Genomic DNA, 23,143 nt, shown 5'->3' with positions numbered 1-23,143 from the left:
CTTAAGCTAGTCCCAATTTTTCAACAAGGGCTTCAAACTCGTTCAAGCGACGTTCAAAGACTGCAAAGGCATCGTTGAGATAGTCTTCCTTCTCCATATCCACTCCTGCTTTTCTCATGACATTGAGTGGATAGTCAGATTTACCTGCCTTGAGGTAGTCGATATAGCGGTCACGATCTTCTTGACTACCATGGACAATCTTCTCAGCCAAGGCTGAAGCTGCTGCAAAACCTGTTGAATACTGATAAACATAGTAGTTATAGTAGAAGTGTGGAATGCGTGCCCACTCGTATTGGATCTGAGGATTGTCTTCCTTGCTGAGTCCATAGTACTCTTGGTTCAGGTCAGCGTAAAGTTTATTGAGGAAATCACTGGTCAAGACTTCTCCATTTTGGTCTGCTTGGTGGATGGCGTGTTCAAACTCAGCGAATTGAGTTTGACGGAAGACTGTTCCACGGAAACCGTCTAGGAAGTTATTGAGAATAGCAAAGCGAGTTGCATCGTCTTCCACTTCTTCCAACAATTTCTCTGTCAAGATATTTTCGTTAGTCGTTGAGGCAATCTCAGCCAAGAAGATAGAATAATCTCCGTAAACATAAGGCTGAGTTTCACGAGTATAGCTTGAATGCATACTGTGACCTGTTTCATGGACAAGGGTAAAGAGATTGTCTAGATTATCTTGCCAGTTGAGAAGCATAAAGGCATTGGTATCATAAGAACCACCAGAGTAGGCACCAGAGCGCTTGCCTTGGTTTTCATAGACATCAATCCAACGCTCACTGAAGGCGCGTTTAACACGGCTCAAGTAGTCGTCTCCCAAAACTGCCAATGCTTCTTCTGCTTTTTTCAAGGCTTCTTCGTAGGTAAAGCTATAATCTACTGACGAAAGCGGTGTGTAGACATCGTACATCTTGAGGTCGGAAATACCCAAGATTTTAGAACGAAGTTCTAGGTAACGATGCAAGAGTGGCAAATGCTTGCGAACTGCTGCTACTAGATTGTCATAGACACTTTCTGGAACAAAGTTTGCTGCGAGGGCTGCATGGCGAGCACTCTTATAGTTGCGAACTTTTGCGCGGTAGTTTTGCACTTTAACATTTGTCTGCAAGGTCTTAGCGTAAGTATGTTGGAATTGCTCGTAAGTCGCATAAAGGGCTTCATAGGCACCACGACGCACTTCACGATTTTTAGACTCCATCAAACGGATGTAAGTACCATGTGAGAGTTGCACTTCATTTCCTTCGTCATCAAGGACATATGGGAAGCTAATATCCGCATTGTCCAAAATAGCGAAAGTTTCACTAGCAGAACCAAAGATTTCTCCTGCTCCAGCAAGCAATTCTTCCTCACGTTGCGAAAGAACATGGTCTTTCTTTTGCAAGAGCTTGTCAAAAAAGTGCTTGTAAACTTGGAGTTTTGGTTGAGCTTCCAAGAAGGCCTTATACTGCTCCTCGCTAATCTCCATAAACTCAGGTTCATAGAATGAAAAGGTTTGTTCTAACTGACTGTATAGGGTCATCGCCTTAGCATAGTACTCTTGATACTTGGCTTCACGCGTGTCCTGGTCATTTTTCATATGCGCATAGACATAAAGCTTTTCAACTTGGCGTTCCAAGTCAAGTGAGAATTCTGTGATCTCAAGCAAACTGTCTGCACTATCCAAGAGATGTCCCTCATACTGGGACGCTGTTTGTACTTTTTCAGATAAGTCTTTCAAGGCTTCTTCCCAAGCCTGGTCTGTTGGGTAGATTGTCGAAAGATCCCATGTATCTTTTTCATTTATTTCATGTCGTTGTAATACCATAAGATTCCTCCATCCTTTCTATTTTACCACATTTTTTGAGAAATATAAGTGATAAAAGGCTGGTGGATAGAGCTTTTGGCGATTATTTTTCGGATTTTTTTGATAGTAAGCCTGAAAATTTCTATAATAGCTAGCCAAATCCGTTTCAATCTGCAAAAAATCACCTGATGCTATCGGTCTGATCTGGGGATACCAGTCGTCAAGTTGACGGTTTAATAGATTGTCTCCTTGATAATAAGCTTCCTCCTGTTTTTTCATCCAGTAGGGCGTTTGATAGTACAACTGCTGGCGAATGTAGTGACAGATAGTTGAATCTTGCACAACTGCAAAACGAGGCAGTTTTTGTTTTTGATAAGGAAATCGTAGAATTTCCAAGAGATTTCCTTTTCCATAGGGAAATTCCTTGACCTGAAAATGAAGCTTGCCACGTAGGTCCTGATGTAAAAGGTATTTCAGTCTCAAAATTTTCCTTTTGAGATCCAGTTCCCAAACATAAAAACCCATGTTTTGACTAAAATAGAGAAAGCCCCTTTGCAATTGTGTTAATCGCTCTTTTAACCAGAGTTTTTCTCCCAGTAGCCAGATAACCTGATAGCCCTGGCTGCGGTATCCTTGACTTCTATCGCCTAAAAGCTTTTGAGACAAGGGACTGCACTGAACCTCCAGAGCTAGTTTCTCATTGACGAGAACATCTGCTATCTGCTGAATCTCGGGCATACTATATTCTAAGGCGACCTGATTGTCCTTCTTGGCCCAGTGATAAAGGGCCTCTTTGTTACCCAAGTGTTCTGGACTTTCATTCTCGAATATAGCGATGCAATCTCTTAACCTTTCATGGGCAAAATGCGTTCGAATACTCTGTCCTTGGCGTAATCGTAGTCCGCCCCCACAGGCTGGACAAGTATAAGCTTGCTTGGTCACATCTTTTTCGAGGGCATTCACCAATTTTCCCTCGGCATCTCTGGCTACAAACATTGTCTACCTCCTTTTCTCATTTATTCGAAAAAGAAGTAAAAAAGGCTGGAATTCTAGCCTTTCTTAATATTATTTCTTATCTTTTTTGTCTCTTAGAATATTTTTTTAGCATGGGAATGAGATTGGGAATCTGTTCACTTCTAATGACCAGCACGCCGTATTCCTGGCAGCGATTAGCATAAACAGGATTGATTTTCCCCGTACAGACAATTAACTTGAGGCAACTCTCCCCAGCAAAATGATTGGCATAGACTTCTAGTTCATTGATGGCTTCAACTGATAAATCCGTCATCTTGCAGGAGATAAAGGTAATCGAGCGTCCCTTTCTCAGAATGACATCAATCTCATTTTGAACATTGTCTGCCTCTGGAAAGATGCCATTCCAATCAATCTCACCACCTATCATGCACTCATCAAACAGCTGCGATTCAAGTGCCAAGAGGTAGAGATATACCTCTAAAATATGCCCCTTGTTGCGGCAAAAGACCTGAGCTTCTTGACTTGGAAAGCTGTATGCTACTCGTTTCTTGTCTTCGCTTTCCATACAAAGCATTCCCGCTTCCACAAGTAAAGGAATAAGGGATTCTGGGTAGTGATAATACTTGCCGTTGTTTTCCAGTATCTTTTTGGTCTCAGCATGAAGGTCATTGGTCTTGGCTAGAGAGAAAAATTGGGTCACTTGATACCAGTGGGCAGGATTGGCAATAGCCAAACTGGCTAGTTTTTTGATGGCTGCAATTTGCTGAGCTGAGTGGATAGGGTGTTTGGATTTGAGCATTTTTCCACCACGCAAGGCTATCAACTGTTGGATGCTTAGGGTTGGAATGTCCAGGTCTTCTTTTTCTAACTGACCGGCTACCCACTTGTATTGTTTTCCTCGTTCGACATCCATGGCTACGATGGGGAGGTCCCGATCCAAGCCGTATTGATAGAGGGATAAGGCTAGTAGCGAATCTCCGCCAAAAACATCAAGAAGGACTTGGTCATAGCCTGCTAGACAATAATCTAACTGATCTACTAGTTGTTCTAAGGATAGCTGTCGAAAGGTTACTCGTTGAATATGAGGCACCTCTTCCATGATAAACTGACGAAGAGAGACTTTCTCTTCATTGCTTATTTTCGTCAAAGAAAGGAAGAGAATCTCGTCACAATCACTGACAAAGGCTTGGTAGACATTCTTTTCCAATACATGCCGATCATACAATTCCACCAAAAGACTCGCCATTCGACCACCTCCATCATCTACACTTTCTTGCGCCGAGAGTGACAGCAATACAGTTCTACTGCTCTGATTTCCTACTTCTAGTATAGCATAAAATCCTGCTCACCCCAATCAACCAACGCAAACAAAAACGAATAGAAACCATGTAAAGTGGTTTCTATTCGCTGGGTTAAGTTTGATTTACTTGACTTTTTTGGCTAACATGGTCGCAAAGCGTAGTTGAATGCGATTCCCGTTCTCATCACGACGGTGCAGATGTCCTGGATTTTCATTGTACTTAATCAATTCCCAATCCTTGTAATAGTTTGCCAGTTCCCCTTCTTTAAAGGTGAATGGGAAGTTAACCGAGCAAGGATAATTCTCCGTATCCATAGCACAGACGATAAGGTTATAGCCACCGATTGTGGTGTGCTCCTGCATATTTTGGATAATTGCTGGAATACGGTCTGCTTGTAGGAACATGAGAACAACTGTCGATACGATGAAATCATAGTCTTGGCTAATGCTAGCTGAATTGATATCGTATAGTCCTACAGGCATGTCTAGATCCTCTTGTTCCACAATGCTTTGCAAGATTTCAAGGGACAATTCATTTTGATCCACAGCTGTCACATCAAAACCATTCTGTGCGAGAAAGAGAGAGTTACGCCCCTGACCACAACCCAAATCCAAGGCTCTTCCTGGTTTCACCGTCTGCATGGCCTCTAGGACCTCTGAATGGACTGGATTGGTCTGGTATTTCTTAGGGAAATAATCCTCAGGTTTACAATAAAATTCCAAGTACCATTCTACATCATCAGTGGCAGCCTCTACTCGGTGCCAGGCTTGCGGTTGTGCCATGGGATTGTCAGCTCCTGCCTCAAAGAGGTGCTCAGCTAGAACCTCACCATCTTCTGTCAACTCAATAAACTTGAGAGCCCCCTTCAAGACAGTAATTTTTCCCCAAGTGCCGACTTTAGTATTGTGCTTTTGCTGAACTGCTTCAGGCATGGTCTGTTTATTCCACAAGGGCATCCGTTTATAGGCAATTAATTTTTCCATTTTACTTCCTCTTCTTAACGCTGGTTGACAGCTTTCATCACACGCGCGATGTCGCGGTTTTGTTCACGACGCTTGATCGACTCTCGTTTATCATAGTCATGTTTCCCTTTTGCTAAACCTAAAAGGAGCTTGGCGTAGCCATCTTTGATGTAGACTTTAAGGGGAACAAGGGTCATTCCTGTCCCTTTGGTCTCTTGTTCCAATTTTTGAATTTGCTTCTTATGGAGCAAGAGTTTACGACGGCGTTCAGGTTCCTGGTTCCAGATATTACCCTCTTCGTAAGGGGCGATATGAACATTGCTCAGCCAGACTTCCCCATTTTTTACTTGGGCAAAGCCGTCCTTGAGATTGATTCGAGCAGCTCGAACGCTCTTGATTTCCGTTCCTGTCAGGACCATTCCTGCCTCTAGCGTATCTACGATTGTATAGTCGTGGTGCGCCTTTTTATTTTGTGCGACGACCTTTCCCTCGCCCTTTGCCATGCTTGGCTCCTTTCTTAGCTACTTCTTTGTAAAAAGGTTTCTTGCCTTTTTTCTTCTTGTCTTTTTGTGAATGCTTGTGCTTATCATTTAAGCGCCCTGATTTTCTCTTGTCTTCCTTCTTGTCTGAACGACGACTTGAGCCTCGACTTCTGTCTTTGCGCCCAGCTTGTTTCAAGCCTTTTTCGATGACATCAAACTCACTTGGAATATAAGAGAAGTCAATCTCACCTGTCATCTTATCCGCTCTTTCAACCCGAATGCGAATCTGCTGTCCCACACGGAAGGTTATGCCTGATTTCTCCCCACGGAGTGTCAAATCCCGCTCATTAAAATGATAAAATTCAGGCAAATTGGTAATGTGAATCAAGCCTTCAACTGTATTTGGCAGTTCGACAAAGAGACCGAACTTGACAATGCTGGATACAACTGCATCGTACTCTTCACCCACGTATTCTTCCATGTACTCAGCCTTTTTCATGGCTTCGACTTCACGCTCCGCCTCGATGGCACGACGCTCACGGTTGGAAGACTGGGTCGCAATCTCTGGAATCACTTGTTCAAAATGCTCTGCTATTTCCTTAGAACGGCCGTAATCTCGAATCATGCGGTGAACAAGGAGGTCTGGATAACGGCGAATCGGACTGGTAAAGTGAGTGTAATAGTCGGCAGCAAGTCCATAGTGACCGTGATTGTGCTCTGAATACCGAGCTTGTTGCATAGAACGGAGAAGCATCATGGACAATACATCCGCATAGGGTTCTCCCTCAACAGCACGCATGATGTCTTGAAGCGCTTCCTGGCTAATTTCACTGGCAGTTCCATAAATTCGCAAACCAAAGCTCGAAGCGTAATCAATAAACTTCTGAACTTTTTCAGCCTTGGGCTCCTCGTGAATTCGATAGATGAAAGGTAGATCCAACTTGCTAAAGTGCTCGGCAACCGTTTCATTAGCAATCAACATGAAGGACTCGATCATCCGCTCGGCAACACCACGCTGACGAAGAACGATATCAACTGGCTTGCCTTTTTTATCTACTAAAATCTTAGCTTCGCTGGTATCAAAATTGAGAGCTCCACGTTTCTCACGCATGCTTTCTAGCCTTTCATGAAGCTTAGCCATGAGTTCGATACTAGGAACAATTTTCTTAAACTCTTGTCTCTTTTCCTCATCGCCAGCTAGGATGTCATTGACAGCGCTATAGGTCATACGGAAGCTAGTCTTGATAACTGTTTGGGTAATAGTGTAATTAACCACACGACCATGTTTATCAATTTCCATAATGGCAGACTGGGTCAAGCGATCGACTTGAGGATTGAGAGAGCAGATGCCATTTGACAAACGTTCTGGAAGCATTGGGACCACTCGGTCTGTTACATAGACAGAAGTCGCGCGGTTAAGGGCTTCCTTATCGAGTGCAGAACCCTCTGTCACATAGTAGGAAACATCCGCGATGTGAACACCGAGTTCGATATTGCCATTTTTCAAAGGCTTAATGTGAACTGCGTCGTCCAAGTCCTTGGCATCCGCGCCGTCAATGGTAAAGGTGATTTCATCTCTCAGGTCCAGACGACCTTCCATATCCTTTTGAGACGGAGCTTCTGGTACACTTTCTGCCTCCTTGAGAACAGCTTCTGGAAATTCTGAAACAATATCCATGGATTCCAAGACTTCAAGAACGTCAATCCCAGCATCAGTCGAGTGCCCCACCACGTCTAGCACACTAGCGACAAAGAAATCATGTTTCTTACTTGGGTATTTGTCGATAAAGACCTTGAGAACTTCAGTACCTTCCAACTTGATAGCTGGTTTCTTCACATAGATTGGCTGGCTGATTTTCTGATTCTTTGAACGAATGTAGCCCGCATACTTGGGCTTTTCCTGATCCAGAACGATTTGCCCGACAACGGTTGTCAGGCTGTGTTCTAAGATATCAATAATTTTGGCTTCTGCAGCAGTTCCCTTGTTACGGTCAGCGACTTTCTTAATCACGACCTCAACGGTATCACCATCAATGGCATAGTTGACATCGTTTTTTCCTACAAAAAGGTCGTCCTCTTCGCCTTCTAGACTGACAAAGCCAAAGCCGTTTTTATGGGCATGAAAAATCCCTTTGAGGGTAATTTCATGTTTCTTCTTTTGGTCCAGACATAAGCTACCATCATCTTCAAAACGAATCTGGTGCTTTCTTTCCATCAGAGACAGGGTTTTAATCAACTCACGGAAATCCTTGGACCCATCCTTTCCGAGAGCCTGAGCCAGGTCATTTACCGTCACTCGCCCCTTCTCTTGCAAATATTCTTTAATTTTATCTTTCATGTTTTCTTTCTAGATTTTTTAATTTTCTTTTACTGTAAGACCTTCTCAAACATCATTTAATACTCAATAAAAATCAAAGAGCAAACTAGAAAGCTAGGCGCAGGCAGTACTGTAGTACGACAAGCCGACGCTGACGTGGTTTGAATTTGATTTTTGAAGAGTATAAAAATAAAAATAGGCTAAGACCTAGTCTCGCCCATTTCTTATCTACTTGATAATACTGTCAATGCTAAGGCAATGGCTAGCCAGAAAAAGACTAAAATACCTGTCAAACGTTGCATCACAGCTTCAAAACCACGCGCTTTACTACGTTCAAACAAATCACCTGAGCTGGCATCAAATACATTGCTGGATTGGTTCTTAGTTGGTTGCATGAAAATCGCAATCACAATCACAACAGATAATACTAATAAAATGGTTAATAATAGGTTATACATATCAAACTCCTTAAAATCCCTATTATTTTACCATAAATTCTACTTAGATTCAAGATGTAAAGTTACTTTTCTTTCCTTTGGACAATATTTTAACACCTCAATCTTGTCTGGATGGGTTTTGGAGTTCTTACTGGTTAGATAATTCATGCTGCCACAAGAGGAGCATTTGAGATTGATTTTTACTCGCACTAGATTTCCTTTACTTTTAATAATGATCTAAATTGCACTAAGTTACATAAACAACTGAAAGCCACACAGGCTGCTGTCGCATAAAAGACAGCATGGTAGCCCAAATATCCTGCAACTGCGGATCCCGCCATAGGTCCAATCACTCCACCAAGGTAAAAAAAGACTTGATTGAAGGCGAAAATCCGTGAAATACCTGATTTTGGAGTCATTTTGCTAAGAAGGGCATTAACTCCCGGTATGAGAGCGCCCGTTCCCAAACCAAAGAGAAAACGATACAAGCCAAGTTGAAGGGGGCTGGTTGCATGGGCACAAAGAAGGTAAATGATGACGGAATAAATCTGCGCCGCGACCAACAATCTATGATTCCCTACCTTATCGCCAAGTTTTCCTAGAATTCCAGCACTCATCATGCTAGAAAATCCCATGCTGGATACGATCAATCCTGATACAAAGAGGAGATTTTCGGACTGCCCTAAGTCCCGCACATAGAGAGCTAGAATGGGGCCAATTGATTGAGCTGAAAACTGAATGACGAAGCTCGTCAAAAATAGATTCACTAAAAGCCTAGGATACTTGAAAGAAGAAAATACTTCTTTTGTCGGGATAGCCTTCTCCTTAGCCACTGGCTGAAAATCTTCCTTGATAAAGAAAATGGTTAGGATTGCAGCTAAAAATAGGAAAGCGCCTACCAATAAAAAGACATTGCGAATGCCAAAAATTTCAGCAATAAAGCCTCCAACAAAGGGACCCGTCAGTGTTCCTGCAACAACACCTGTAGATAGTGTTCCCAGAGCCGCTCCAGACTTATCTTTAGGTACCTGACTGGCAATCAAGGCTGTCGCATTAGGGACAAAACCAGTAAATACACCATTGAGCAAGCGAAGAAAGAGTAGCCAATAGATATTTGGCACGAAGGCCAACCCTCCCATCGTAATGGTCATAGCAAGACCTGCTCGAATCATCATGGGTTTTCGACCATATTTGTCAGCAAGAATACCCCAGATGGGAGAAACTAGAGCTGCTGAAACAGCCGAAACTGAGACGGCTAATCCAGCATAGAAAGCAACTTGGTCCCCTTCAATTCCCAACTGCTCTACAAAGATAGGCATGAAAGGAACGACCAAGGAAATACTAGCTCCCGTTAAAAAACTACCAAACCAGGCGACACGAAGATTCTCTTTCCAACTAATCTCTTGCACAGCTATCGCCTCCTCCAAGTAACTTCACTACTTGACTCACAAGCTGACCACGACTGCCGTTATTATCTAATATATGACTCGCCAATTTTTTCTTTTCTTCTAAAGACCACTGGGCGGCCAAACGGGACTCTGCTACTTCCTTAGAAAGATGATCCCGTTTCATGAAACGATCCACCTGAACATCTCGGTCCACATAGACCAGCCATGTTTCATCAAACCAGTTGGAGTAGTCCTGTTCAAAAAGCAGGGGAATATCCATGAAAAAAATTGCTTCTGTCTGAGCCAACTGATCTCGCAGTGCAGCCAGTTCCTCACGAATAATCTCCCCTTGGGTTTGCTTAGACCATTCCCGTTCCTCAGGATTTGAAAAGATGAGACTAGCCAGGAGAGGGCGATTGAGTTCTCCATTTTCAAGGATGATTTCCTGTCCAAAATGCTGGACTAAAACCTGATAAAGACGACCCTCGGGTTTTTGTAGATCATGGACGACTGCGTCAGCATCCACCACTTGAAATCCTTTCTCTCTTAGGAAATTTGTCACAGTTGACTTACCTGAGGCAATTCCTCCTGTGATTCCGATGATTTTTCCCATCAGTCCCTCCTTTGACACTGAGGACAAAAATGAGTTCCCCGTCCACCGAGCTGGAATTTCTCAATCACTGTCCCACAGCGCGAACATGCTTGTCCAGTCTTATCATAGACCTGATGGAAATCCTGCATGGTTCCGTCTTCCCCAAAGGCATTGGTATAGGTCCGAATGGTGGAACCGCCCTTTTCGACTGCCTGTCCCAAAACAGCAATGGTCTGGTCATGGATGGCTGACGCTTCTTCTGCTGTCAAAGTCTGGGAAGGTCTTGCTGGATGAACCTGAGCTCGCCAGAGAACCTCATCCACATAGATATTGCCAAGACCAGCTACCAAGGTCTGATCTAGGAGATGGGATTTGATAGGCTTTTTAGACTTGGATAGAGCAGCTTGAAAGACCTGCAAATCAAAGTCCTGCTCTCTTGGCTCAGGACCTAGTTTTTTAGATACAAAGTAGGCATCCAAAAGGTCGGGTGCCAAGAGTTCCATGGTACCAAACTTGCGTACATCCTCATATACAAGAGTGCCGCCATCCTCAAACTGGAAGAAAACATGGGCATGTTTACGTTCTGGAACCTGGTCAGGATAGTAAAAATACTTTCCCTCCATCCGCAGATGGGAAATCAAGACCTTATCTGTTAGGTTAAAAAGCAAATATTTGCCACGACGTCCCATTGTCTCGATAATCTGACCAGGCACTTCCTTTCGAAACTCGTCCACATCTGTCTTGATCATCTTGGGATAACGAATTTCTATACTCGAAATCTTCTTTCCTATAATCAATTTTTCTAAGCCACGACGAACCGTTTCAACCTCAGGTAATTCAGGCATAAATCCTCCTTCTGTAAAAACAAGAAGCAGGCATGAGCCCACCTCTACTTAGTATTCTTTTTCATTATAGCCAAAGTCAGCCAAATCTAGCTTTTTATCACGCCAATTTTTCTTGACCTTGACCCAAGTTTCTAGGAAAACCTTATCCCCTAGCATGAGTTCGATATCACGACGGGCCATAGTCCCAATTTTCTTGAGCATAGCGCCACCTTTTCCGATGATGATACCCTTTTGGCTATCGCGCTCAACCATAATGGTAGCTCGGATGTGAACCTTGTCTGTCTCTTCATCCCGTTTCATAGAGTCAACCACTACTGCAACTGAGTGCGGGATTTCTTCACGAGTCAAGTGGAGAACCTTCTCACGAATCATTTCTGAAACTAAGAAACGTTCAGGATGATCTGTGATTTGATCAGCTGGGAAATACTGGAAACCTTCCTCTAGATTTTCACTCAAAATATCGATTAGTCGAGAAACGTTATTTCCCTGAAGGGCTGAGATAGGAACAATTTCCTTAAAGTCCATCTGGTTGCGGAAGTCATCAATCTGAGACAAAAGCTGGTCTGGATGAACCTTGTCAATCTTATTCACCACCAGAATCACAGGAACCTTGGCAGCTTTCAGACGCTCGATAATCATGTCGTCGCCCTTACCACGTGGCTCATCAGCTGGCACCATGAATAGAACAGTATCCACTTCACGAAGGGTACTGTAGGCAGATTCCACCATGAAATCCCCAAGAGCTGTTTTGGGCTTGTGAATTCCTGGTGTGTCGATAAAGACGATTTGCTCCTTATCTGTGGTGTAAATCCCCATGATTTTATTGCGCGTTGTCTGCGCCTTGTCACTCATAATGGCAATCTTTTGCCCCATGACGTGATTTAAAAAGGTTGACTTCCCAACATTGGGACGCCCTAAAATGGCTACAAAGCCTGATTTAAATGTCATAATTTCCTCTTAGTGTTTAAAATAATAAATCCCAAATGCGTGGGAAAAAGATAAGTGCACCTGTCACTGCAGCAAGAAGGGAAACCACAAGTACGGCACCAGCCGCCATGTCCTTGGCTTTCTTCGCTAACATAGAAAAGTGATAGTGACTGGCCAGATCCACCACATTTTCAATAGCAGAGTTAATAATTTCAAAGGCTACTACCAAGAAAATGCTCATTAGGAGAAAGAGCCATTCAATGCATGACACCTGAAAAACAAAACCTGCAAGGATGACCACTAGAGCCGTCACTGCATGTTTTCGCATATTGCGTTCTTCCTTGAAAGCAGTCAGAATTCCTGTAAGGGCAAATTCTAAACTGGATACCAGGTCACGATTTTTCCATTTTCGTTTATTGTCTTGTGAGTCCATAGGCTGTCAAAATTTCTTCTTGTAAACCGAACATCTCCGCTTCTTCTTCCGGAGTGTAGTGATCGTAGCCGTTAATGTGTAAAAAGCCGTGTACTGCCAAGAAGCCCATCTCACGCTCAAAGCTGTGGCCGTATTCCTCAGCCTGCTCATGCGCTTTATCGATAGAGATGAACAGTTCCCCAATGTAGGCATCAAACTCGGACATCATTTCTGCTAATTCAGGATTTTCAAGCAAATCCTCTTCGTCAAAGGCAATGTCCAACTCTGGTTTATACTCAAGGCTGATAACATCTGTCGGACGGTCCGTGTCACGGTACTCCAGATTGAGTTCGTGACTACGCTCGTTGGTCACAAAAGTGACTGCCATCTCCTTGTCTTCTTTTCCTATTTTTTGGGCTGCAAATTCCAAAATTTCTTGGGTTTGTTGCAAGATTTCTTGTGAAACTTGACCAGTTTCATCTACCATTTCAATATACATGTACTTCTCGATTCTCTTTACTTGGCTTTATTATACCATATTTCCATGATTTTATTCTACCTTTTTGATATAATACTATGGAATACAATCACAAGGAGAGAACGATGTCATTTGACGGATTTTTTTTACACCACATGGTTGAGGAATTGCGAAGCGAGTTAGTCAATGGTCGCATCCAGAAAATCAATCAACCTTTTGAACAAGAGTTGGTCTTGCAAATCCGCAGCAATCGCCAAAGCCATCGCCTGCTCCTCTCTGCTCATCCCGTTTTTGGTCGCATCCAGCTGACCCAAACAACTTTTGAAAATCCAGCCCAACCTTCGACTTTTATCATGGTTTTGAGAAAGTATTTGCAGGGTGCCCTGATTGAGTCGATTGAGCAAGTCGAAAATGACCGTATTGTGGAAATTACCGTTTCCAATAAAAACGAGATTGGAGACCATATTCAGGCTAGTCTGATTATCGAGATTATGGGCAAACACAGCAATATTCTCCTCGTAGATAAAAATAGCCATAAAATCCTCGAAGTTATCAAACACGTCGGCTTTTCACAAAATAGCTACCGCACCTTGCTTCCAGGATCTACCTATATCGCTCCACCAAGTACCGAGTCTCTCAATCCATTTACTGTCAAGGATGAAAAACTCTTTGAAATCCTACAAACACAGGAACTAACAGCAAAAAATCTTCAAAGTCTCTTTCAAGGTCTAGGACGTGATACGGCAAATGAATTGGAAAACATTCTTGTCAGTGATAAACTGTCTACTTTCCGAAACTTCTTCGGGCAAGAAACCAAGCCATGCTTAACAGAGACTTCCTTCAGCCCAGTTCCTTTTGTAAATCAGGTGGGAGAGCCTTTTGCCAGCCTTTCTGACTTGCTGGACACCTACTATAAGGACAAGGCTGAACGGGACCGTGTCAAACAGCAAGCCAGTGAGCTCATTAGTCGTGTTGAAAATGAACTTCAGAAAAATCGACATAAGCTAAAAAAACAAGAAAAAGAGTTACTAGCGACAGACAATGCTGAGGAATTTCGCCAAAAGGGTGAATTGCTGACAACCTTCCTCCACCAAGTGCCTAATGACCAAGATCAGGTTACTTTGGACAACTACTACACTAATCAGCCTATCATCATTGCGCTTGATAAGGCACTAACTCCCAGTCAGAATGCCCAACGCTATTTTAAACGTTACCAGAAACTCAAAGAAGCTGTCAAATACCTTACTGAGCTGATTGAAGAAACCAAGGCAACCATTCTCTATCTAGAAAGTGTGGAGACCGTTCTCAACCAAGCTGGGCTGGAGGAAATCGCTGAAATCCGTGAAGAATTGATTCAAACAGGCTTCATTAGAAGACGCCAACGCGAGAAAATTCAGAAACGCAAAAAACCAGAACAGTATCTGGCGAGCGATGGCAAAACCATTATCTATGTCGGACGAAACAATCTTCAAAATGAAGAGTTGACATTTAAAATGGCTCGCAAGGAAGAACTTTGGTTCCACGCCAAGGACATCCCTGGAAGCCATGTCGTCATCTCAGGAAATCTTAATCCTTCTGATGAAGTCAAGACAGATGCGGCCGAACTAGCTGCCTACTTCTCCAAAGGTCGTCTGTCAAATCTCGTGCAGGTGGATATGATTGAAGTCAAGAAACTCAATAAACCAACTGGTGGTAAACCTGGTTTTGTAACCTACACAGGACAAAAGACCCTCCGCGTTACACCAGACCCAGAAAAAATCGCATCTATGAAAAAATCCTGATTTCAAGTGAAATCAGGATTTTCGTTTACAATTTACTCTGCAATCAAGGTTTCCAAACCAACCTTCATCATATCGGTGAAGGTATTTTGGCGTTCTTCTGCCGTAGTGTCTTCATCTGGATTGACCAAGCTATCAGAAATGGTCATGATAGCAAGTGCATCAACGTGGTGTTGGGCAGCAAGATAGTAAAGAGCTGCTGCTTCCATTTCCACAGCCTTGACTCCCCATTTACCAAGCTCGATGTTCTTTTCAAAGTAGTTTGAGTAAAAGACATCTGATGACAAGACGTTCCCAACGTGGGTTGTCATACCAAGTTCTTTGGAGATATGGTAGGCCTTGTCTAGCAAATCAAAGCTAGCGATTTGTGGGAAATCATACTGTGGCCAGTCATTGCGGATGATGTTTGAGTTGGTTGCAGCTGCTTGCGCCAAAACCAATTCACGGACGTGGACATCTTCATTCAAAGAACCAGCAGTTCCCACGCGGATCAATTTCTTTACACCGTAGTCCACAATCAACTCACGCGCATAAATCGAAATGGATGGCATCCCCATCCCAGTTCCCATGACAGATACACGGTGGCCCTTGTAAGTACCAGTGTAACCAAACATGTTCCGCACTTCGTTAAAACAAACAGCATCTTCAAGGAAGGTCTCCGCAATAAATTTCGCACGAAGAGGATCCCCCGGAAGAAGAATTTTATCAGCAATTTCACCTTGCTGAGCAGCAATATGGATAGACATAATATAAGATACCAAACCCGTCAAAAAGCGAAGGGAAAATAGGAGTTGGGCGCAGTGAGCGATGCTCGCTAGACCAACTATCTTTTTCCCACTGCTTTTAGGGTTGGTTCAATTCCTTTCTTTCTTGATTTTGATGATAAATAGGAGAATAGCTCGGGTTCAATTCAAAACCAAACTACCCTACCTTTCAATGTTTTTAGAAAAGTTTCCGCTCGTGTTCAAATTAGAACACTCCACTCTACCTTTCTTTTTTTATATTTAGGATAGCGACAGAAAACAAAGTAAAAATAGGAAACTGACGACGCATCACAGATGCTAGACAGTTTATCTTTTTTACACAGTTCTCCGCCCGTATTCAGTTCAACAAATACGGTTTACCCATCCTTTCTTTCTTGATTTTAAAATTAAATATTTCACAGAACAATTAGCCCGAGTTTGACTATAACTCAGATACTCTGCCTTTCTGTAGTTCCTAGTTTATCAATGAATCTAAAAATGCATACAGTTTTGCATTCATTTCAGAATAATCGTTTCCACGTAATTCTTCTGGTGTTTGAACAAAAGGCAACTTTTCACTTTGCTCTCTTAATTTCTCCTCACCATCCGCAGCAATCAATAATTCTACTGCGTCTGGATCAAATTCCAAATGAGCCTGAAAGGCATAATGTTTCGGACTGAAGCGAATAATTTGGCGTGGACAACCTTGACTGGTCGCCAAGACGACAGCTTCATCTGTCAGCCCTGGCATATCACCGTGCCAGTGGCCGGTTTCTATGGTTTCTCCGAACAAGCTGACATGAGGATCTGTTAGACCTTGCATCGTCAATGTCACAGGATAAACGCCGATTTCGCGCTCTGGACTATGTTCATACTTCGCACCGTAGGCAACAGATAGGAGTTGCGCACCAAGACAGACACCAACAATATAAATATCTGTAGCAATCGCTTCTTTCATAAAAGCAAGCTCAGCCTTTGGATCATAGTATGGGAAGTTTTCTCTATCCTCATCAGGTGATTGAGGACCACCCATGACAATCAGAAAATCAATCCCGTCAATTGTTTCAGGAAGAGGTTCTTTTTCATAAACCTTTGTTGATGTAATTTGATGACCTCGTTCTATAGCCCATTTTAGATATGCGCCTGGAACCTCAAATGTCTCATGTAAAATAAAGTGAACTCTCATGACATTACAATTCAGCAAGAATCGCTTTAAGCAAGCCTTTGAAGTCGCCTTTGACACGTTCAGTCACTTCTACAACTTCTTCGTGGTTGAGTTCTTCTTGGAATCCTGCAGCATGGTTAGTAATACATGAAATACCGAGAACTTTCAAGCCTGAGTGAGCGGCTACAATCACTTCAGGAACAGTGGACATACCAACTGCATCTGCTCCCAATGTCTTATAGGCACGGATTTCTGCTGGAGTTTCATAAGTCGGACCGGTTACACCGATATAAACACCTTCATCAAGCTTGATACCGAGTTTTTTAGCCACTTCATGGGCAGTAGCACGGTATTCTGGTGTGTAGGCTTTAGACATATCAGGGAAACGTGGACCAAAATCATCCAAGTTTTCACCCATCAATGGGTTTTGCCCCGTCATATTGATATGGTCTGAGATAGCCATCAAGGTACCAGGACCAAATCCAATACCTCCAGCTGCATTTGTTACAATGACACCTTCACATCCGAGAACTTTCATCACACGTACTGGGAAAGTTACGACTTCAAGAGGATTTCCCTCGTAGAAATGGAAACGACCTTGAAGAGCCAAGACCTTGCGTCCTGCAAGTTCACCATATACCAATTTACCAGCGTGCCCAACTACTGTAGAGCGGCCCCAGTTTGGAATGTCTGCATAGTCTACTACAACTGGATTTTCGATTTCTTCTGCCAATTCTCCAAGTCCTGATCCAAGGATTAGACCGAACTCAGGCGCTTGGATTCCCTTGTCTTTCAGGAAAGCAGCCGTTTCCTTGATTTTATCTAAAAATGTCATTGTGTGTCTCCTTTATTATTTTTTAACATTTGACCGATTTTGTCAAAGGTTTTTGCATTGCGAATGGTGATGTTGCGATAGAAAGGCATCTTGAGCAAGTACTTGTGATAGGCAGTTGCATAGTAGGATTCTTCAGAGAATTTCCCCCAGAAAATCCCAAGTCTTCCAAAACGAACCACTTCATCTTTCAGTTCCAAACTTTCAACTTTCTCAATGACTTGATCCACATCCAAGCCTTCTGTATAAAAGAGGACATCTTTTCGAGCCAGGTCTTTGGTCCACCATTCAGGCAGAGTTTCCAGCTCTGCTTCATAGTCTTCATGACTCAGCAAAGAAAAGCTCTGAATAAATGGATAATGGACTTCAAAGAAAGCCTCTAACTTTTCAACCAATTGGGCTTTGGGAACTGTCGAAGTAAAGAAAATGTTGCCACTATTGATGTAGGTTTCAACCTTTTCAAGTCCCAATTCTGTCAGTTCTTGACGAAGTTGCGCCATGACAACCTTATTTTTCCCTCCGACATTAATGCCCCGAACAAGTAAAGCATATCGCGTCATCTTATACCAATTTATCTAAGAAACTTTCCCCAATCATGGCAGTTTCAACACCAAAGTTATCCGCAACTGTTGCTGAGATATCTGCAAAATGTCCAACTGGAATCAAACCATTTCCTTTAAAGGCAGGACTGTAAGCCAAAAGTGGAATGTATTCACGAGTGTGGTCTGTTCCTGCATAGGTCGGGTCATTACCGTGGTCCGCAGTAATTAAGAGAAGGTCATTCTCTCTCATGGCAGCGATAATTTCAGGCAAGCGTTCATCAAACTCATGCAAGCAATCACGGTAACCGTGCGGGTCACGACGGTGGCCATATAGGGCATCGAAGTCAACCAAATTTGTGAAGGAGAATCCTTTTTCAAACTCAGCAAGGCCCATAGTCTTCAAGAGTGTATCAATTCCATGACTATTTGACTTGTTGTGGCCCATGTCATGATTGATACCAGCGCCATTAAAGATATCGTTGATTTTACCAACAGCGTAAGTATCGATACCTGCTTTGTTCAATTTATCTAAAATAGTCGGTGCAAATGGAGATACAGCCAAGTCACGACGGTTTGCAGTACGAGTGAAGTTACCTGGTTCACCAACATATGGACGGGCAATGATACGACCTAGAAGGGCAGGACGCTCAAGGGTAATTGAACGAGCGTATTCACAGATACGGTACAATTCATCCAAAGGAATGATGTCTTCGTGGGCAGCAATTTGCAAAACAGGGTCAGCTGAAGTATAGATAATCAACTCCCCAGTTTCCATTTGACGTGGTCCGAAATCATCGATAACAGCCGTACCTGAGTAAGGTTTGTTGGCTTCACGAATGACCTTACGTCCTGAAAATTCTTCAATCTTTGTCAAGATTTCTTCTGGAAATCCGTTCCAGAAAGTATCGAAAGGCTCAGTAATATTGAGTCCCATGATTTCCCAGTGACCAGTCATGGTATCCTTACCAAGAGAAACTTCTTCCAATTTTGTTGCATAACCTGTTGGATTACTTTCAGCTGGTACAGTCTTAAGAGGCGCTTCGCGAGGAATATTTCCTAGACCGATTTTAGCCATGTTTGGCACATTCAAACCAACTGTTTTTGAAATGTGTCCAAGTGTGTCAGAAGCTCCGTCTGGAACCCCTGCATTGACAAAGTTATTAGCATCTGGTGCAGCACCGATTCCCACAGAATCCAGTACCACCAAGTGAATACGATTAAATTTTGACATAGTCTGTCTCCTTATTTTTTTGATTAGTTTGCTTTTTTTGAAGTTAAAATCTGAACACCATCTCGTCCCGCTACGATGACCTTATCCACCATTTGGTTGAACAAGCCATGCTCTACAACACCAACGACATGGTCCAATTCTTGCCCAAAGGCAATTGGATCTTCAATGACATCCAAGGCTAGGTCAATGATAAAGTTCTGCATATCGGTCACAAAACGTTGACCGTCTTTTTCACGGAAACTTGGTTTGAAGCCAGCTCGCTTAAACCGACGAAAGACCTGTTCTGCACCATACTGAACCACTTCTACAGGCAATTTAAAAGCACCTAGTTTCTCTACCAGTTTGCTTTCATCGACCACCCAAATGTATTCTTTTGAGGGCGTTGCGACAACCTTCTCCATCAGAAGGGCACCACCACCGCCTTTGATTCCGTTAAACTGGCTATCTACTTCATCCGCCCCGTCAACTGTCACATCGACAAAATCCACTTGATCAATCGACTTGAGTGGGATGTTTAGTCCTTCAGCCTGTTTACTGGTCACACTGGAAGTTGTCACAGCAGTAATCTGCAAACCTTCTTCCTTGATCCGACGACCGATTTCTTCTACGAAATAGTAGGCAGTTGATCCAGTACCGAGTCCAACAACCATACCATCCTTGACAAACTCAGCAGCCTTGATACCTGCCATCTTTTTCAGATTCTCCACTTAAATACCTCCATTAAAGAGCTATTTTTATTATAACATGTATCCGTTTTTATTTCATGGATACACTGGAAAAACCCGAACATTTTTATTTCGGGTTTTGGTGTCCTATTTAACCATATCAGGATCGTAATCATAGAATCCTGTGTCGAGGAAACGGTTTTTAGGGTGTAACTTGCGCACTTCCTCATCTAACAAGAAAGCTTGGTCATGGCTGAAATTCCCCTCTTGTATCAAGCCACGCGCTTGAATAAAGAGTTTAGCAATTTCTACAAAATTCTGACCAGGTGTGTAGAGCCCTTCGAGTTTCCAGTGAGTAAAACCATGCTCCACCAATTCTGTTAATTTGGTCATCAAATCAAGGTCATTGTTGGCAAAGATGTGGGTACCATGATTGTCTTCAAAGATAGAGTAATGGCTCTCTGGATCACTTGGTTCAGCCAAGAAGAGGTCACGTTTACGTGTCTTTTCATCAACGATGTGCGTGAAGTTATAGTAGTTTTGCAAGAGCGGACGCTTAGAATGGTGAATGACACTAGCTCCATAAACCAATACTTCAGCAGGAATTTCCAAAATCTCTGGCATCTTGAAGAGTTCAGCAGATGGAATTTCACGCGCCAAAACCGCCTCAGATGCGCCAGCCTTTTGACCCCAGAAGTTAATCTGACGACTACTTGTCACCATGGTTGAAGCATCGTAGATGGTCTTAAATGAATAACCATCGCGATTGACAACGTAAAAGACACCTGCATCCCCAACAGTAATATAGTCTGTCTTGATTTCTTCCAAGAAGTCTAGGAAAGGCTTGATACGGTCCATCATATCTTGGTGCATGAGGGCATTAACCGCGACAATCAATTCCTTGCCTGCTTCATGAACCAACTTAGCAATCTCACGCAATTGGTCATAACTAAAGGTTGTTGGCAGACGAAGGCCAAAATCTTTCTCACCGACATAGATACGGTCTACGCCAGCTTCGAGTAGTTGTTCAACTTGTTCAATACTTTCAGCAGTTGCTGTAATGATAATCTTTTCCATAAGAAAAATTATACCACAATTCTCAAAAATCAGCTATGGGTACTGAGAGTTTCACAAAAAGTTAAACTTATTTCTATCTTTCCCAATCAAAAAAGTGAACAGTAACTTGTACTATTCACTCTATTTTATGCATGTGTTTCTTCAACTAGGTGGCCATCGTTCATGACATAAATACGATCAACCTTATCAAGAAGGCGAGTATCATGCGTAATCATAACAACTCCTCTACCTTGTTCATGGGCAATGGCAGCCAGCATCTCCGTTACTTGGTAGGCACGCTCAGTGTCAAGACTGGCTGTCGGCTCATCTGCAAGCACAATGCTTGGATTGTTATAGAGCGCCCTAGCAATCGCGGCACGTTGACGTTCGCCACCTGATAGAGCCTTGGGATACTGATCTTGTACTTTTTCCAAATCCAACAAGTCAAAGAGCTCTTTTCGGTCACTTTTACTATTTTTCCCCTTATCTAGTCTGTCTATCAAATCCAGCTGTTCCTTGACCGTTAGAAAAGGAATTAAGTTTGAAGCCTGGAGAATGAAACCAAACTCTCTAAAACGGAGGTCTGTTTTTTCCTTCTCCGTCAAACTGCCTGTTTCCTTCCCTTTGACTAGAATCTTTCCACTCGATGCTTCCTGAAGTTGTCCTAGAGTCGTTAGAAAGGTTGTCTTTCCAGAACCTGAAGGCCCAACAATAGCTACGAACTCTCCCGCATTTAGCTGAAAATTCGTCTCATGCAGGGCTACGACTCTCATCTTTCCTTCCCCGTAGGTTTTTGTCACTTGATTCATTTCAATCAATGCTGTCATACTATTCTCCTTATCATTCTGCAATCGCAGTAATCGGGTCCACCTTTAACAAGCGTGGAAGTGAAATGACACCACCTAGAAGGGCCATCAAGGAAATTACCAAGCTTAGGACAGAGTAGGCTATCCAACTCGGATAGAAAAAGAAGGTAGCTGGTAAGACTAAAATCACTCCTCCGATTGCCAGCAAGGCTAAAGCAATCCCCATACCAGCTAGGAGGAAGATTTGACAGAATAGAGACCATACAATGGTTTTGATCTGTATCCCTTGAGCTCGCATTATTCCATATAGTCCTAGTTTTTGGATGGTAATGATATAAACAAAAATCCCCACAATCAAGCCTGTGATAACAATCATAGCAAGAATCATCCCTGAAAATACATTAACCTGAGGTGTGTATCCAGGAATTTTCGATATCATTTTTGGAATGGAAATCTGTTTCAGTCCATCGCCAGCCACTTCTATATCATTTTTCAATACTAAGGCAGAGATGGAACGATTGGCTTTCAAGGTTCCTTGTAAGGTCCAATAAGTTGTCAGACTCGTAAAGACAACAGGCTCGGTGAAAAACTTATTTCCTTGAGTCAAGCCTACGATCTTGTAACTTGAATCGCTTCCATTGAGCTGAATGGCATCGCCTAGCTTCATCCCATAGTTCTCAAAAGACTGATCCATGACAACCTCATCATCTCCTTCAGGATAACGACCCTCCGTCAAACTAGGTGAGATAAAAGCGTCCCAGTCTTGAGCAAAAATGGAAACATTGACCTTTTCACTACCATTGACTATATTGGTCACAGCAAACATATAGCCCAATGGAGCGGCCTCTTCCGAACTCTTATCCTTGTAGTCCTTTTCAGGAATAAAGGATGCTGTCAAATTATCATTTGCGTAGTCGGATAAAACGACACCCGTTGCTTGCCAATTATCAATAGCGGCCCGGTTGTTTCGCACAAGACCAAGAGCTAGACTGGTCATAAAAAAGACCATAAAAGCGATAAGAAAAATGGTAGTTAGAATCAAACTATATCGAAGTTTGTTTCGTACTATTTCTTTGATAGCAAGATACATGCTTATCTCCTTTAACATTTCCCAGAGGTAGCAAAAAACCACCCAGACCAATAGACAGAATCGCTGTCTTATCATCCATTCAAAACAACTCCTACCAATACTCTTCAAAAGTATCCAGGTAGCAACTCAACAAATCATCTTAGGAAAAGCCTCAGCTTACTATCAATTTATATAAGTTATCCTTTCCTTTCTCAGTATATTTATAAAAGAGAAGGTCAGGTCATCTGTTTTAAGTGTAACGTCCATGCTATCATTTTCCCTAGTGGGTGTCAAGAAGAGCGACTTAGAAGATGATAAGAGAGTTTAGTAGTTTTGTAACAATTCTGTAATAATTCT

24 protein-coding genes are annotated in these 23,143 nt (G+C 42.7%); 1 reads left to right on the top strand and 23 read right to left on the bottom strand.

What is annotated here, in order from left to right:
• Position 1: 1 nt before the first annotated feature.
• The 14 genes from pepF to ybeY all read right to left on the bottom strand — a co-directional run bounded on the left by pepF (position 2) and on the right by ybeY (position 12,920).
• Positions 2-1,804 carry an oligoendopeptidase F gene (gene pepF, locus NMM25_RS03845; RefSeq protein WP_254736013.1) on the bottom strand — a complete coding sequence of 601 codons (1,803 nt, stop codon included), beginning with the start codon at positions 1,802-1,804 and terminating at the stop codon, positions 2-4.
• A gap of 18 nt (positions 1,805-1,822) precedes the next feature.
• A complete protein-coding gene (locus tag NMM25_RS03840) occupies positions 1,823-2,779 on the bottom strand; it encodes a competence protein CoiA (protein ID WP_254736012.1) in 957 nt (318 codons plus the stop codon).
• Between the two features lie 76 nt (positions 2,780-2,855).
• On the bottom strand, positions 2,856-4,004 hold the full coding sequence (locus NMM25_RS03835; RefSeq protein WP_254736011.1) for a hypothetical protein: 1,149 nt from the start codon (positions 4,002-4,004) through the stop codon (positions 2,856-2,858).
• Between the two features lie 177 nt (positions 4,005-4,181).
• Positions 4,182-5,042 (bottom strand): SAM-dependent methyltransferase TehB, encoded by an 861-nt coding sequence (gene tehB / locus NMM25_RS03830; protein ID WP_254736010.1) that lies wholly within the window; start codon positions 5,040-5,042, stop codon positions 4,182-4,184.
• A 14-nt stretch (positions 5,043-5,056) separates the two neighbouring features.
• Complete coding sequence (gene smpB, locus NMM25_RS03825; protein WP_001051742.1) at positions 5,057-5,524, bottom strand: SsrA-binding protein SmpB; 468 nt, start codon at positions 5,522-5,524, stop codon at positions 5,057-5,059.
• The gene (rnr, locus tag NMM25_RS03820; RefSeq protein ID WP_254736009.1) at positions 5,487-7,841 is read right to left on the bottom strand and encodes a ribonuclease R; all 2,355 of its coding nucleotides are present in this window, start codon (positions 7,839-7,841) and stop codon (positions 5,487-5,489) included. Before rnr ends, smpB begins: the two co-directional genes overlap by 38 nt.
• A gap of 203 nt (positions 7,842-8,044) precedes the next feature.
• Positions 8,045-8,278, bottom strand: coding sequence for a preprotein translocase subunit SecG (gene secG / locus NMM25_RS03815; protein ID WP_000282517.1), 234 nt, complete (start codon positions 8,276-8,278; stop codon positions 8,045-8,047).
• Between the two features lie 39 nt (positions 8,279-8,317).
• Positions 8,318-8,467 carry a 50S ribosomal protein L33 gene (gene rpmG / locus NMM25_RS03810; protein WP_007519517.1) on the bottom strand — a complete coding sequence of 50 codons (150 nt, stop codon included), beginning with the start codon at positions 8,465-8,467 and terminating at the stop codon, positions 8,318-8,320.
• Positions 8,467-9,666, bottom strand: coding sequence for a multidrug efflux MFS transporter (locus NMM25_RS03805; protein WP_254736008.1), 1,200 nt, complete (start codon positions 9,664-9,666; stop codon positions 8,467-8,469). The genes rpmG and NMM25_RS03805 overlap by 1 nt, the downstream gene beginning before the upstream one ends.
• The gene (coaE, locus tag NMM25_RS03800; RefSeq protein WP_254736007.1) at positions 9,653-10,258 is read right to left on the bottom strand and encodes a dephospho-CoA kinase; all 606 of its coding nucleotides are present in this window, start codon (positions 10,256-10,258) and stop codon (positions 9,653-9,655) included. The genes NMM25_RS03805 and coaE overlap by 14 nt, the downstream gene beginning before the upstream one ends.
• Positions 10,258-11,082, bottom strand: a complete 825-nt coding sequence (gene mutM / locus NMM25_RS03795) for a DNA-formamidopyrimidine glycosylase (RefSeq protein ID WP_254736006.1) — start codon at positions 11,080-11,082, stop codon at positions 10,258-10,260. Before mutM ends, coaE begins: the two co-directional genes overlap by 1 nt.
• Before the next feature lie 48 nt (positions 11,083-11,130).
• Complete coding sequence (era, locus tag NMM25_RS03790; RefSeq protein ID WP_000143280.1) at positions 11,131-12,030, bottom strand: GTPase Era; 900 nt, start codon at positions 12,028-12,030, stop codon at positions 11,131-11,133.
• 16 nt (positions 12,031-12,046) lie between these two features.
• On the bottom strand, positions 12,047-12,442 hold the full coding sequence (locus NMM25_RS03785) for a diacylglycerol kinase family protein (RefSeq protein ID WP_254736005.1): 396 nt from the start codon (positions 12,440-12,442) through the stop codon (positions 12,047-12,049).
• Positions 12,423-12,920: an rRNA maturation RNase YbeY gene (gene ybeY, locus NMM25_RS03780; RefSeq protein ID WP_000275169.1), complete on the bottom strand. Its 498-nt coding sequence runs from the start codon at positions 12,918-12,920 to the stop codon at positions 12,423-12,425. The genes NMM25_RS03785 and ybeY overlap by 20 nt, the downstream gene beginning before the upstream one ends.
• A 104-nt stretch (positions 12,921-13,024) precedes the next feature.
• Between ybeY and pavA the strand changes: the two genes are divergently transcribed.
• Complete coding sequence (pavA, locus tag NMM25_RS03775; protein WP_254736004.1) at positions 13,025-14,680, top strand: Rqc2 family fibronectin-binding protein PavA; 1,656 nt, start codon at positions 13,025-13,027, stop codon at positions 14,678-14,680.
• Between the two features lie 32 nt (positions 14,681-14,712).
• Here pavA and deoD read toward each other — a convergent pair whose 3' ends face one another.
• The 9 genes from deoD to NMM25_RS03730 form a co-directional block, all read right to left on the bottom strand.
• Positions 14,713-15,423, bottom strand: coding sequence for a purine-nucleoside phosphorylase (deoD, locus tag NMM25_RS03770; protein ID WP_000022105.1), 711 nt, complete (start codon positions 15,421-15,423; stop codon positions 14,713-14,715).
• Positions 15,424-15,895: 472 nt separating this feature from the next.
• On the bottom strand, positions 15,896-16,606 hold the full coding sequence (locus NMM25_RS03765) for a type 1 glutamine amidotransferase (protein WP_247940794.1): 711 nt from the start codon (positions 16,604-16,606) through the stop codon (positions 15,896-15,898).
• Between the two features lie 4 nt (positions 16,607-16,610).
• Positions 16,611-17,420, bottom strand: a complete 810-nt coding sequence (locus NMM25_RS03760) for a purine-nucleoside phosphorylase (RefSeq protein WP_060628514.1) — start codon at positions 17,418-17,420, stop codon at positions 16,611-16,613.
• Positions 17,417-17,977 carry a DUF1697 domain-containing protein gene (locus tag NMM25_RS03755; protein WP_254736003.1) on the bottom strand — a complete coding sequence of 187 codons (561 nt, stop codon included), beginning with the start codon at positions 17,975-17,977 and terminating at the stop codon, positions 17,417-17,419. Before NMM25_RS03755 ends, NMM25_RS03760 begins: the two co-directional genes overlap by 4 nt.
• Position 17,978: 1 nt before the next feature.
• The gene (locus tag NMM25_RS03750; protein WP_254736002.1) at positions 17,979-19,190 is read right to left on the bottom strand and encodes a phosphopentomutase; all 1,212 of its coding nucleotides are present in this window, start codon (positions 19,188-19,190) and stop codon (positions 17,979-17,981) included.
• A 23-nt stretch (positions 19,191-19,213) separates the two neighbouring features.
• Entirely contained in the window at positions 19,214-19,897 is a 684-nt protein-coding gene (rpiA, locus tag NMM25_RS03745) for a ribose-5-phosphate isomerase RpiA (RefSeq protein WP_049477522.1), read from the bottom strand.
• Between the two features lie 105 nt (positions 19,898-20,002).
• Positions 20,003-20,932: a peptidase U32 family protein gene (locus NMM25_RS03740; RefSeq protein ID WP_049477523.1), complete on the bottom strand. Its 930-nt coding sequence runs from the start codon at positions 20,930-20,932 to the stop codon at positions 20,003-20,005.
• Positions 20,933-21,057: 125 nt separating this feature from the next.
• Positions 21,058-21,738 carry an ABC transporter ATP-binding protein gene (locus NMM25_RS03735; RefSeq protein ID WP_254736001.1) on the bottom strand — a complete coding sequence of 227 codons (681 nt, stop codon included), beginning with the start codon at positions 21,736-21,738 and terminating at the stop codon, positions 21,058-21,060.
• Positions 21,739-21,751: 13 nt separating this feature from the next.
• On the bottom strand, positions 21,752-22,807 hold the full coding sequence (locus NMM25_RS03730; protein ID WP_254736000.1) for an ABC transporter permease: 1,056 nt from the start codon (positions 22,805-22,807) through the stop codon (positions 21,752-21,754).
• Positions 22,808-23,143: the final 336 nt, after the last annotated feature.

It is taken from the genome of Streptococcus sp. CF10-1 (assembly GCF_024295825.1).
GTDB lineage: Bacteria > Bacillota > Bacilli > Lactobacillales > Streptococcaceae > Streptococcus.
The sequence above is the reverse complement of the archived record's forward strand: the minus strand, read 5'-3'. Positions and strand labels throughout refer to the sequence as shown.